Raw genomic sequence first — 12,715 nt, 5'->3', positions numbered from 1 at the left:
TAATTATCTCACCAGTGTAAACGCTCCTTTTTTGGTGATTGTGTTGCCGCGGTAATCAATTCCCTGTACCATGTATACAAACGTGCCAGGCTCCTGTTTCACGCCGTGAATGGTGCCGTCCCATCCCTTGCCGTTTTGCGAAGTAGTATACACCAGTTGGCCCCAGCGGTTATAAATACTGAATACATTCAGCTTTGAAATACCCACCAGTATGGGTTTGAACACGTCGTTCTTTCCATCACTATTGGGGGAAAAGGCATTGGGCATAAAAATATCGGCGTTTGTTTTGAAAACCTTTATAAAAATGGCATCGTTGCCATAGCATCCTTCTGCGGTGCTGGCTGTTACGAGGTAAGTGATTGAATCAACGCTTGAATTAAAGGTGGCTACCGGATTATAAACAGCTGCATCGCTCAGCCAGGAGGCCGGGCTCCAGGTATAACTCAGGTCAATGCCGCTATTTGCAATGGCATTCAGTTGCAACGGCTGACCTACCACTACAACAGTATCGTTACCGGCAAACACTACGATCTTAGGCCTTACGTAAACTATTACTGTGTCTGATACCGGTTTCGGGCAACCGAGCGTATCGGTAACTGTAATTATATAAGGCGTAGTTATAAGCGGATGGGCAACGGGCGTTAAGGTATTGCTGCTGGTGAGTGTGCTAACCGGCGTCCAGTTAAAATAAGCGGCTACCATGCCGGCGCTTAGTTGTGCATCGGTATCGTAACAAATAGTAGTATCGGCGTTTACTGTTACCTGCGGATAGGGAACTACTTTAACCCGTACCGAACTATGGTCCTGGCATTTGCCCAGGTTGGCTATTACCGAATAGGTGATGTCTGATTCAGCATATGCCATCGGGTATTTAACTGTGGCGCTGCTAAGGTATGTCGATGGCGACCATTGGTATTTCAATGCATAGCTTACGGGGGTTAGCTGAAAGCTATCTGTTTTACATACCGTTGTATCGGCCGGCAATTGCACGGTGATGAAATCAAGCGTATTCACCGTAACAGAGCCGGTTGCCACGCATGCATTTTGTGTAACCGTAACTGTGTACACCGTAGTGTCTTTGGGCCATACCGTTGGGTTGGCGGTATTGGCGTCTTTAATATTGTACGCCGGCGACCAGCTATAGGTGATGCCGGTGCCGGTTACATTGGCAATCAGTGGCAAACTATCGATGGTGCAAATAAGTGTATCGGTGAAGGGCAGGGTTAAGTTGGGTTTGTCGTTGGCCGTAACTGTTTTGGTTACGGAACCGCTGCAACCTACGCTGCTGCCCACGGTAAGGCTTACTGTGTAGGTGGCCGGTGCGGCATACTGGTGCGTAGGATTGTTTATTGTTGAGGTGTTTGACGATGACGAGGTTTCGCCAAAATCCCAGGCCCAGCTGTTCACGGTGCCATATTGTGCATTGGTGGCATCGGTAAACTGAAAGGGCGATTGATAACAACTACCCGTAAACGTGAATGCGGGTGTAAAGCCGGGGTATACCTTTACTGTGGCAGTTGCCGAGTCGACGCAGCCCGATGAATTGGATACTTTTAATTTCAAAGTATAGGTGCCTGCTGCAGGATAAGTATAGGTTGGTGTGGCCGAACTGGATACATCGGTTGAAATGCCCGGTACCCCAAAGTCCCAGGAATACGATGTTATATTGGAGGCAGCAGACTCATTCTGGAAAGTAAATGTATAATTGTCGCAATTGATGTAGGATGTTTTTAAACTGACGGCAGATAGCGTACAGTTGTATACATAAATCTGTAATTCTTTTTTCATTGAATCGATCAATACACCGTTCCGCCATTCCTTTACATATACCGCTACTACATATTCACCCGTGGTGGCCGGCGCAGTACCCGACAACAAACCTGTAGCCGGATCAATGGTAACCGAGCTTCCCAATGGCGAAGTGCCGCTGTAGCCTGAGGTATAGGTTAATTCGGGGTAGGGCGGACTGCCGGGTGCAGATGAGCTGGTTTGTCCGCTGGGATTGGTTACGGTTAAGCCGCTTCCAAACGAGTACGACACTGAATCGCCATCGGCATCAGTTGCTTTGAAAGGATACGTAAAGGTGCCATTGTAGCAAACAATGGCTGTATCGAGAAAAGCAAAATTGGGGCTGCTGTTTTTGTGATAATCAACACTATTAATAGTACCGGGAATCATGCCCGTGATGGTAATGCCGGTACTGGCCGAGTTGCTGATGTTTATAATGCCATCTACACGCAGCGCATCCTGCACAGCAAGCACATAGCCGGCAGCAATATCAGGCAGGTCGACCGTAGTTACAAAGGTTCGAAGTTCGTAACATATGGTAGGCGGATTGCTCATGCATGGACTATAACTTGTTTTGGAAATGGTTTTCACAGATGAGTAACTGATTGATTTGGTATAAACAGTTGCATTGGTTGAAGCGTTGAAAATACCGAGGTAAACGCTCTCTTTGGGGCCATTCGTAGTGCAGCTGAAAAATACAGTTACGGTAATTGTGTAATTAGATGTACCGGAGGTACTTCCAACACCATTGTATTTGTATTCGATATATCCTCCTTTCACGTGTTTTGCCGAAACGGTTTGTGCGCACAACAACAGGAACAAGGGTACAAGGGTTGAAATTTTTCTTAGGGTTTGAGCTGATAATATGTTCATAAAAATTCTATGCAGTCACTATTTGGTATAATATTGCGTTATAATATTCGTTCGGAACTCAGACTATTTTTATATGCACATCATCTCTTTTTACCTTGGGTTAACCTTCTCCAAAGTATTGCACTTTGGAAAAGGTATAACCCGGCTCCGGCAGTTTCAATTCGTCTGTGTATTATTTTGTATGATGCTGACGTTTAGTTTTACAACCGGTCGTCAGCATACAATTACTATTCAATTCAGACATAAAATAGGTTCCCGTACGTTGAACCTTTTCAATGAAACATACACTAACCCGTTCGGGGAACCGATGGTGATCACCCGCTTCAAATATTATGTTTCTCACTTTAGCGTCACCGGCACTGATAAAAAGCAAAGAACTTTATCGAACAAAACCTATCTTATCGATGAAGCAACGGCCGAATCAAAAACACTTGTTTTTGCTGCTCCCGACGGTTCGCTGCAATCGCTTTCTTTTGAAATAGGCGTCGATAGCATCCTGAACGTGAGCGGTGTTCAAACCGGTGATCTTGATCCCATGAAAGGCATGTTCTGGACCTGGAACAGCGGTTACATCTTTGCCAAACTCGAAGGCCAAAGCGATTCATCGCATGCCCCCGCTTATTATTTCAACTGGGATGTTGGCGGCTTCAGATCACCGGCCAATGCGTTACGAAAAATTCAATTGCAATTGCCTGCTGAAATATCCGCCGCACCCGATCCCGTTATAATATTAGATGCCGATCTGCTGAAATGGTTTAATGCAAAACACCCGGTCGCCATATCACAAAATCCGCTTTGTCATCAGCCCGGTCATTTGGCTATGCAAATCGCCGATAACTATTCATACATGTTTTCCGTTGCTTTATGAGAACCGTTGTTACCATATCATTTCTGCTTGTATTGCTGATCGCCGGTCTTTCATTTGTCGATGCCGCCAAACCTCCAACACCTCTGAAATTTATAGTTCCCCGCAACTGGCCAAAACCGCATTATGATTTTAAAAGCAACCCGCTTACACAGGACGGTTTTTTGCTTGGCCGCAAATTGTTTTACGATCAGCGGTTGAGCGTTGATTCAACCATTTCCTGCGCCGATTGCCACCAGCAGTTTGCTGCTTTTTCAACTTTCGAGCACAACCTCAGTCATGGTGTTAACAGCTCGCTCACTACGCGCAATGCACCTGCTTTGCAAAACCTTGCCTGGCAAACCGCTTTTATGATGGATGGCGGTATTAACCATCTCGACCTGCAGCCTCTGATGCCCATCACCAATGCCAATGAAATGGGTGAAACGCTGGCCAATGTTGTTCGCAAACTGCAACAGGATACCGTCTACAAAAGAATGTTCACTGCTGCTTTCGGCAGCCAGCTCATCAACACCCAGCGTATTATGCGTGCCCTGAGCCAGTATATGTTGATGCTGGTAAGCTGCAACAGCAAATACGATAAGGTGATGCGTGGTGAAGCTGCTTTCATTTTACCCGAACAACTGGGTTACGACATCTTTAAACAAAAATGCAGTTCCTGTCATAAGGAACCGCTGTTTACCGATTTGTCGTACCGCAATACCGGATTGCCTGTTGATAAAACGCTGAACGATGTGGGCCGCATGGCGATCACAGGCGACAAAAACGACTCAATGAAATTCAAAGTGCCTTCCCTGCGCAACGTAGCTGTTACCTATCCATATGGGCATGATGGCCGCTTCTTTTCGCTCATGAATGTGTTCGAGCATTATCGCAGCAAAATGGTTGTTTCATCAACCACCGATTCGCTGCTGATACACAGGCTGCCTTTGTCGAACTACGAGATCGGGCAACTGACCGCCTTCCTGATTACATTAACTGATACCGCCTTTTTAAAGAACCCATTATTTGCACCGGATGGGTATACCGTAACCCCCTCCTTCATTCATTTGCACTGAGCATGATACGTTTAATTACCGGAATGTGTTTGGTAGCAGGCGGGCGATATTGACCGGGAATCGACGAACGGGTAAAATGTATCGGTGAATTACCGGGATTTTATAGGATTAGCCATCTAATCAATTAAACCATGGTTAACATGTCGATTGCAAAATTTATCCGATATCTGAATTAATTTTACAGGTTATTACTAAATGTTGTACATAATAATATGAGTGATATTTCAGAAACAATCCAGGAATCGGTTGAAAACTCAGGCAAAAGCAAGATCAATTCACGCGTAGCGATCTTTGTTTCCATTGCCGCTACATTTATGGCCATTTGTAATGTAAAAGACGGCAATATTGTACAGGCCATGTCGCAGGCACAGGCACACAGCATCGATGCCTGGTCTTACTTTCAGGCAAAAAGCACCAAACAGGCGCTTGCCGAAAACACCCTTGAATTGTTAAAGCTGCAGAAAGGCGTTGATAACAGCGAGGCGATAAAGAAATATGAAGAAACGATCAGCCGGTACGAAAAAGAAAAAGCAACTATAAAGTCTCAGGCAGAGGGATACCAGAAAGAATATGAGGATATCAACATTTTTGACGACCAGTTCGATATGACCGAAGCGTTGTTGTCGATTTCGCTGGCCATGTTTGGTATCACGGCCCTTACCCAAAAAAGATGGTTGTTCTTTTTTGCAGCAGGGGTAAGTTTACTGGGAATGCTTTTCGGTCTTACCGCATTTTTTAATATCAGTCTGCATTCGGATTTTGTGTCGAGGATATTGTCGTGACGGCGCCAGCGCCTGTAATGCAGTGGCGCTAAGAGCTTGAAAGAGAAAAAGGAGAAAAAAGAGATATGTTTTATCTCAAAATTTCATTATTTATGCAAGCAGTCGAAAATTTAAAAATATCAACGGCTCTTTTTTCTCTTTCTACTCTTTTCATCTCTTAGCTTAAAATTCTTTCACCAATACCACCACCTCAGCCGGCGGTATATTTCTTATTTCGATAAAAGCCGGTTCGCCGGAATTGCCTGCTCCTTTTACTGTTACTTTGGAACCTATAGGGTGTGAGCCATTATACGCTTGCCCTGCGGCCTGCATGGCAACTTCTGCTGTATTGGCCACTACGGTAAATTGCGTGCCCGGGGCCCATAGTTCTGCAGATACCATGATGTCGCCCCCGCGTATCGCATCATCTGTCCCGTTCGTATTGATCACGCAAACGGCTTCCTGGTAATCGAGAATGCGCGACCAGGCCGCCAGTTCACCGGCTTTTGGAAATTCGAAGGGATTGCTGAAGTTGCGGGTTGGCCTGAAGTATTGCCGGCCGATTCGCAGCACTGCATATTTAGCGCGCACATTGCAGCAATGCGCTATACGAACATATGCGGGACCGTTACTATCAAAACAATGCTTGCCCGCTGTTCCAAATGGCCCAAAGCCGGGTAATGAGTTGTCGGTGCCGTTCAATTGTGTTTGCAAATCATTTTGGTGATGTTGCCTGGGATGATCGGGGCCAAACATGGCTTCGCGCAGATAGCGATCGCTGCCTCCCCAGCCTTCATTGATCAGAAACTGTTTTTGTGATTGCGCCGGCCCGGCAAAAGCCTGTTCGGTACCATAATACATACAGGGAACGCCAAGGGTGAACAATTGAAAAGCCGTTGCTGCCGCTACCTGGTAATCTTTCACGAGGGCGTTATCGGGAATGTTGGCCGAGAACCGCAGCTTTACCCCAAATACCTGATCGTGGTCGTCGAGAATGGATACATGCCGGTCGCCAAAGCTGCGATGTGATGCAAAGCCTTTACTTTTTGCATCAAAGCTGTCGAAATAAATTTTAGCCGGCTGCAAACCTTTGCCGATATCCTGCAGTATTAATTTGTCGTTACCGATATCAAGTGCGGCATTTAAATTTCGTTGAAGAATCGCCGTAAGATTATCGAGATAAATATCCTGTATGTCGTCGCCGCCTGCAATTTCACCCACTAAAAAAAAGTTGCGTTTGCCTAATGAGTCGGCAAACTCACGAATGGCGCCACAGAAATTCCGGGCTTCTTCCAGCGAAATGTGCTTCACTGTATCGATTCGAAAGCCATCACAATCAGTGAGCGCTATCCAGTATTTAAAACAATCTGCCAGCAGGGTAAGGGTATTGGAAACATCCAGCGCAAAGTCTTTCAGCGACATAAAATCGGTACGCTTATGTTCGGCCTGCGGGTTCAAAACATCACCCGCACCCAGGTTGCCTGTGCCGGCACGGGTATATGCTGCGGCTACCTGCAAATCGCGTGGCCATACGCCTTCATGTGGTTGCTGAATATCTGCACTTTTGGTTGTAAAACCTTTTTCCAGTTCATTGCGCCATACGAGGCTCCAGTTTTTGGATGCTCCGTTATTGGGATTGCCATAAAAATCGGGGAAGGGCAAAAAGGGCGGACTATTTTCAATGTCATTAACAGGTTTTAAAGGAGGCAGGTATCCCCAGTTATCACCCGAATGATTGATGATAACATCGAGGATGATCTTTAGCTGTTTGCTGTGAGCTGCTTCAATCAATTCAATCAGATCGGCGCGGGTTCCAAAGCGGGCATCTACTTCCAGAAAATCCTGTATACCATAGCCGTGAAAAGTGTCTAACCGTACCCGTTGTTTAAATACCGGGCCTACCCATATGGCGGTGATACCCAGGTTTTTTAAATAATCGAGCTGGCTTTGAATTCCTTTAATAGTGCCGCCCTGCCAGCGCAATCCCGATGCAGCCCAGTTTTTCCAGTTCATATCGGGCCGGGGTATTGTACGCAGCTTTTTTATGTCGGCACTGCTTAACAACGGTCTTAACTGTTCGCGGCCGTCGCTAAACCGGTCGGGCAGCAGAAAGTAAAGCACTTCATCACGCCAGTCACCAGGCGAAGGAAAGTAAATGTTACCGTCGCGGCGTGTTTTGTCGATGAGTGTTCTGACCTCGGTCAGGGTTTCGGGGCGATTAGCGGTGAGCAGAGATGCAGGCATACAGGTTAATGGGTTTTTTAGTCAGTAAATAAGTAAACAGAACTTTTCGGGCTAATAAATACGAATCAGTGAGTTTGGAGAGGATACGCAAAGCAGGCAGCAACGCAGGATTTAAAACTACATTGATATATGATATGTAACAATACTCTTAATAGGGTATGCTGTTATGAACCGAATTTAGATAAAATATTTATAATATTCACGCGCCACTGATTCAAATCATTATTTGATACCAGGGTTGTTAGCCTGCCCTTACCTCTCAAATGGCCCTTCCGTTTATCCAAAATTTCCCCCTTTCCTAATAAATTAGTTGCGCTACTAATGAATTAGTAGTATTATTGTAAAAAGAAATTGACATGGTTAAGCTCGCTAAAAGGGAAGAACAGATCATGATGGTGTTCTGGGACCTTAATAAAGCGTTTATACGTGATGTTATACCTCATTTGCCCGATCCCAAACCGCATTATAATAGTGTAGCCACGATGGTTAAGATCCTTGAAGAGAAAGGATTTCTGGGGCGTGAAACGGTTGGTAATATACATTGTTATTATCCCACCATCGGCCGCGATGATTACCAGAAGTTTGCCATGAAAGATATCGTAAGCCAGTATTTTGATAATAGCTATCCGCGCATGCTGGCCTTTTTTGCCAAAGAACAAAACTTAACGGAAGAAGAGCTGAAGGAAATACTTAAAATCATTAAATCTAAAAAGAAATGATACCGTATACACTCCATGCGGGCCTTATCATTGCCGGATGCCTTATCTTTTATAAAGTATTCCTGCAAAAAGAAACTTTTTTCAGACTGAACCGGTGGATGTTGATGATTTGCCTGTTGCTGGCGTTCTGTTTGCCATTGATACCGGTACCACAGCAATGGTCATTTCGTAAAACCGAAGAGCCGGTGGTTGTATCGCATGCCACCGCCGATTTACCGGTATATGAAACCGGTGTGTCTGAAACAACTGCCCCGGCGTTACCCGCTGCTGCTCCTGAAAAGAAACCGGTTATCAGGGGCGGGCAGGTAGTGATGTGGCTATATTGGCTATACTGGTTTGGAGTGGCCGTGTTTGCTGCCAGGTTTTTACTGCAGATCATTACCTTATTGTACCGCGCTTATACACGACCGGTAATCAGGGATGGCCGTTTCAGGATCGTTGAATTATCGGGCGACAAAGCGCCCTGTTCCTTTGGCAACAACATTTTTATCAATCCCGAAAAATACGACTGGGATACCTATAACCAGATACTGCTACACGAAAAAACGCATATACAGCAGGGACACAGCATTGATATACTACTTGCCGAACTGGTGCTTATTTTTCAATGGTTTAATCCGTTTGCCTGGTTGTATCGCAAAGAGCTGGAGAATAACCTTGAATTTTTAACCGACGATCAACTGGTGCATTACAACAATGTTGAAAGAACCACTTACCAGATGAGTTTGCTGAAGGTTTCGGCCCCGCATTTTCCATTGAGTGTTACCACCAATTATAATCAATCGTTACTTAAAAAAAGAATAGCCATGATGAATTCCAAAAAATCAAATGTACATACCACCTGGAAGTACCTGTTCCTTTTTCCGGTGCTGGTATTATTTGTTTGCTTATTAAATGAGCCTGTAGCTGTTGCCCAAACCGCTGCAGCAAATAAAGAAAGCAGCAAAGAAAGCGACAAAAAGAACAACAACGACGAGTTTGGGTTGCCAACCGAAGGGTACTGGTTTGCGACCATCGACAAAGAGGAAGTGGAAATTCAGTTCAAAAGCGATGGAGAAAAGCATTCCACCAACAGCAGTACTTTTTTGTTAAGTGAATTTAAGGATCTGCCCAAAGAAAAATCCGGCACTTTTTCTTTAACACGCGAAGCCGGTACCATTGAATTTACCGGCAAATTCGAAGGTAATCAGGGGATGGGCCGTTACCAGTTTACTGCCGACAAATCGTATGGAGAATCTATGCATAAAGAAGGCATTGAGTTAAAAGACGACAAAGACCAGCTGGTATTTTTTATGGTAAATATTAAGCAGTCGTATGTACATATGTTAAAAGATAATGGATATACTACATTAACCAAACACGACCTGATACCGCTGGCTGCTTTAAAAGTTGATGCTGCTTATATACAATCAATAAAAAAACAGTTTTCAACGATTAGTCTGCACGATTATATTCCTTTAAAATCGCTGGGTGTTACCGGTGATTATGTTGAGGAGATCAGAAAAGCAGGTTACCCCAATGTAACGGTACACCAGATCATTTCGTTTAAGGCACAGCATGTTGACGGAAAATATATTGCCGATGCATTGGCTGCATCGAAATCAGAAAAAAAGGAAAAGGCTGAAAAAATAGAAAAAACAGAGAAGGCTGAGAAAGCTGAACAACCCGAACGCATAGAAAGAGAAGAAAGGGAAGAAGTGTCGGCCCATGATATCGTGGCTTTAAAGGCCTTAAAGATAGATCCTGCCTATATCAGTTCTCTTAAAGAAGTGGGTTACGACAACCTGACCAATCATCAGCTGATTGCCCTGAAATCGCAGAACATCGATGCTGTGTATATCAAAAAATTACAGGCGGCAGGTTATGCAGCTATTCCTGTTTCGCGTTTGATTGCTATTAAATCGCAAAATATTACGCCCGAGTATTTGAAGAATTTTGAAGGCACAGGACTTTCGCCATTAACGATCGACCAGGCAGTACCTGTAAAAAGTTTGCAAATAACGCCCGAATATGTACGAAGTTTTTGGGATATGGGTTATAAGAATATCACGTGGCGAAAAGTAATAAGTTTGAAAGCGCAATCAATTACACCCGATCTGGTGAAGGAATACAAAGCATTGGGTTTCGACGATCTTTCGCTCGAAGATGTAATAACCGCCAAAGCCACCAATACTACCCCTGCATTCATTGCTTCGATGCAGCAAAAGGGGCACAAACTTTCTTCTATTCATAAATATGTACAGTTGAAAAATATTGTTACGGAGTAAAGATTCAAGGTACAAGACTCAAGGCACAAGGTGTTGAAATTTAATCAGCGTAATTAATACTCACGACCTTGTGCCTTGTAGTTTGTACCTTGTGCCTTTTAAATATAATTCTGCAGCAGCTGCAATAGCTTCTTATCCAGCTTATGTCCGTACCAGTTTTCATACTCCACATCGGCTCTTCCTGAATCCAGCACGCCAAAATCACCGATGAAGTTCCAAAGGCCAAATCCGATCTGGTATTTCGACAGTACGGCCAGTACATCGTTGAACCAGGAAAGAAATACTTTATGTGGTGTTTTGTTCCAGCAGCCGCATTCGCCACAATGCACGCCTACACCTTTATTCATGAGTGCAACCCAGGGTTCGTAGTATTTTTCCAGCGCTTCTTTGTTCACTATTTCATTACGTTCTTTCGCAGGCCATTGCGGTAAAGGCATGTGATCGGGATCGGGGTTGGCCCATGGCGCTTTGTAATGCGAAACACTTGCCGGAAAATAACCCCTGCAGCTTTGGTGAACAGGCAGCCCCACCAAATCGGGAGCAGCGCTGTTGCCTGCATCGTTTCCATCGGCAATTACAAACCTGCCGGGCGTTTGTGCGTGAATTACATCAGCAGCTGTTTTTACTATTTTACGATATAATGGCCCCGGTACAGTCGAAACCTGCGCATGCTGATTGTTCATGTCTTCACGCATACCGGGTTCATTCAACAGATCGAAGCTGATATTTTTAACAGAAACATTTTTATACAGCTTTGCCCACATATCCCAGTGAAAATAGAATGCTTTTTGTGCTGCTTCATCTTTCCATAAATTAAATGGCTCATGAAAGCCGGCATTGATGCAATAACCGGGCGCGCGATGAAGGTTCAAACTTACATGAATGTTATGTTTAAATGCCCATTGAATCACTTTGTCGATAGCGGCTACACGCTGTTCATCTATGTGATATACTTCTTCGGCAGTGATATTGCGACTGCGGTCGATTTTAAGATAGGTAGGGTAGGCCACCGGTATCCGAACAAAATTAAAACCCCAGTCGTGCATCCATTTAAAATGGTCTTCGGTGGTTGTATTGATCGAAAATGAAGTGTCGGGTAAAAAGAAGTCGAGCACATTAAAACCCCTCCACATTGGAAGTTTGTTTTTGGGCGGATGCGCAGCCGCACAGGTAACGGAAACAGAAGAAAGAGCAGCGCCTGCGAGCAGAGTGCCGGTATTTTTTACAAATGACCTCCGGTTCATATGCATATTTCCCTGCTGCTATGCAAATACGCTGCCATGCACAACCAAAAGCAGTTTATTGTTTGTGGTTTGTAGTTTGTTGTTCTTTTGTTAAATCATACTGTGTGATTTTGATCCTGTTTCCTACACATTTATTCCACCACTTACTTCAATACGCTGGCCATTGATCCATGCCGCGTCGCCGGTGCACAGAAAAGCAACTACAGGACCAATATCCTGCGCATTGCCAACGCGGTTCAATGGCGATAAGGCGCTCAGCCTTTCTTTTAATTGCGGATTGTTTTTGATGGAGGCATTGTTGAAATCTGTTTCTATTGGGCCGGGTGCAACTATATTACACGTAATGCCTTTGGGGCCCAGTTCACGCGCCAGGTATTTGGTAAGCACTTCCATAGCTCCTTTCATCGATGCATACACCGAATACCCGGGATTGGTAAAGCGGGTTGTGCCCGATGAAATGTTAATGATGCTACCGCCATTGTTGATGTGTGGTACTAACTTTTGTGTTAAGAAGAAAATGCCTTTAAAGTGCACGTTCGAAAATTCATCAAACACTTCCTCGGTTACTTTTTCAAAAGGTATGGAAGCGCCTATGCCTGCATTATTGATCAGGTAATCGAATGTAGTTGTATTCCATGATTTCAGCACATCAACTACCTTTTGAACAAAAGAGTCGAGCGATTTTAATTCAGACATATTAAGCAGTATAGCCGTTGCTTTACGGCCAAGCGCTTCAATTGTCTTTACCGTTTCAAGAGCGGCCTCTTCATTATTGCGATAGGTAAGAATTACGTCGGTGCCTTTTTTAGCCAGGCTGATGGCCATTTCCTGGCCCAGACCGCGGCTGCCGCCGGTTACCAGTGCGATTTTGGATGTTGTCATGTTTTATTCTTTTT

General features: G+C 44.6%; 9 protein-coding genes. 5 read left to right on the top strand and 4 right to left on the bottom strand.

The genetic code is table 11. From position 1 onward, the window contains the following. Positions 1-3: 3 nt before the first annotated feature. Positions 4-2,661 (bottom strand): PKD domain-containing protein, encoded by a 2,658-nt coding sequence (locus AC59IL_RS01755; protein ID WP_496550346.1) that lies wholly within the window; start codon positions 2,659-2,661, stop codon positions 4-6. A 181-nt stretch (positions 2,662-2,842) separates the two neighbouring features. Here AC59IL_RS01755 and AC59IL_RS01750 point away from each other — a divergent pair, with 181 nt between their 5' ends. The 3 genes from AC59IL_RS01750 to AC59IL_RS01740 all read left to right on the top strand — a co-directional run bounded on the left by AC59IL_RS01750 (position 2,843) and on the right by AC59IL_RS01740 (position 5,366). After that, on the top strand, positions 2,843-3,529 hold the full coding sequence (locus AC59IL_RS01750) for an MbnP family protein (protein ID WP_496550345.1): 687 nt from the start codon (positions 2,843-2,845) through the stop codon (positions 3,527-3,529). Beyond that, positions 3,526-4,584, top strand: coding sequence for a cytochrome-c peroxidase (locus AC59IL_RS01745; protein WP_496550344.1), 1,059 nt, complete (start codon positions 3,526-3,528; stop codon positions 4,582-4,584). Before AC59IL_RS01750 ends, AC59IL_RS01745 begins: the two co-directional genes overlap by 4 nt. A gap of 212 nt (positions 4,585-4,796) precedes the next feature. Further along, on the top strand, positions 4,797-5,366 hold the full coding sequence (locus AC59IL_RS01740; protein WP_496550343.1) for a DUF4337 domain-containing protein: 570 nt from the start codon (positions 4,797-4,799) through the stop codon (positions 5,364-5,366). Positions 5,367-5,528: 162 nt separating this feature from the next. Here AC59IL_RS01740 and AC59IL_RS01735 read toward each other — a convergent pair whose 3' ends face one another. Further along, on the bottom strand, positions 5,529-7,589 hold the full coding sequence (locus tag AC59IL_RS01735; protein WP_496550342.1) for an alpha-amylase family glycosyl hydrolase: 2,061 nt from the start codon (positions 7,587-7,589) through the stop codon (positions 5,529-5,531). Positions 7,590-7,945: 356 nt separating this feature from the next. Between AC59IL_RS01735 and AC59IL_RS01730 the strand changes: the two genes are divergently transcribed. Both AC59IL_RS01730 and AC59IL_RS01725 read left to right on the top strand, forming a co-directional pair. Next, the gene (locus tag AC59IL_RS01730; protein ID WP_496550341.1) at positions 7,946-8,308 is read left to right on the top strand and encodes a BlaI/MecI/CopY family transcriptional regulator; all 363 of its coding nucleotides are present in this window, start codon (positions 7,946-7,948) and stop codon (positions 8,306-8,308) included. After that, complete coding sequence (locus AC59IL_RS01725) at positions 8,305-10,575, top strand: M56 family metallopeptidase (protein WP_496550340.1); 2,271 nt, start codon at positions 8,305-8,307, stop codon at positions 10,573-10,575. The genes AC59IL_RS01730 and AC59IL_RS01725 overlap by 4 nt, the downstream gene beginning before the upstream one ends. Before the next feature lie 98 nt (positions 10,576-10,673). Here the strand turns inward: AC59IL_RS01725 and AC59IL_RS01720 are convergent, their stop codons facing one another. Together AC59IL_RS01720 and AC59IL_RS01715 are read right to left on the bottom strand one after the other, a co-directional pair. Further along, positions 10,674-11,819 carry a glycoside hydrolase family 5 protein gene (locus tag AC59IL_RS01720; protein ID WP_496550339.1) on the bottom strand — a complete coding sequence of 382 codons (1,146 nt, stop codon included), beginning with the start codon at positions 11,817-11,819 and terminating at the stop codon, positions 10,674-10,676. Positions 11,820-11,942: 123 nt separating this feature from the next. Continuing rightward, a complete protein-coding gene (locus AC59IL_RS01715; RefSeq protein WP_496550338.1) occupies positions 11,943-12,701 on the bottom strand; it encodes an SDR family NAD(P)-dependent oxidoreductase in 759 nt (252 codons plus the stop codon). Positions 12,702-12,715: the final 14 nt, after the last annotated feature.

This window comes from Niastella sp. sgz303648 (assembly GCF_059587045.1).
This window is presented reverse-complemented; position numbering and strand designations above follow the sequence as displayed.

Excerpts from the sequence above, each read along its gene's own strand:
- AC59IL_RS01755 (WP_496550346.1), bottom strand. The coding sequence starts at position 2,661 with ATGAACATATTATCAGCTCAAACCCTAAGAAAAATTTCAACCCTTGTA.
- AC59IL_RS01750 (WP_496550345.1), top strand. The coding sequence starts at position 2,843 with ATGATGCTGACGTTTAGTTTTACAACCGGTCGTCAGCATACAATTACT.
- AC59IL_RS01745 (WP_496550344.1), top strand. The coding sequence starts at position 3,526 with ATGAGAACCGTTGTTACCATATCATTTCTGCTTGTATTGCTGATCGCC.
- AC59IL_RS01740 (WP_496550343.1), top strand. The coding sequence starts at position 4,797 with ATGAGTGATATTTCAGAAACAATCCAGGAATCGGTTGAAAACTCAGGC.
- AC59IL_RS01735 (WP_496550342.1), bottom strand. The coding sequence starts at position 7,589 with ATGCCTGCATCTCTGCTCACCGCTAATCGCCCCGAAACCCTGACCGAG.
- AC59IL_RS01730 (WP_496550341.1), top strand. The coding sequence starts at position 7,946 with ATGGTTAAGCTCGCTAAAAGGGAAGAACAGATCATGATGGTGTTCTGG.
- AC59IL_RS01725 (WP_496550340.1), top strand. The coding sequence starts at position 8,305 with ATGATACCGTATACACTCCATGCGGGCCTTATCATTGCCGGATGCCTT.
- AC59IL_RS01720 (WP_496550339.1), bottom strand. The coding sequence starts at position 11,819 with ATGAACCGGAGGTCATTTGTAAAAAATACCGGCACTCTGCTCGCAGGC.
- AC59IL_RS01715 (WP_496550338.1), bottom strand. The coding sequence starts at position 12,701 with ATGACAACATCCAAAATCGCACTGGTAACCGGCGGCAGCCGCGGTCTG.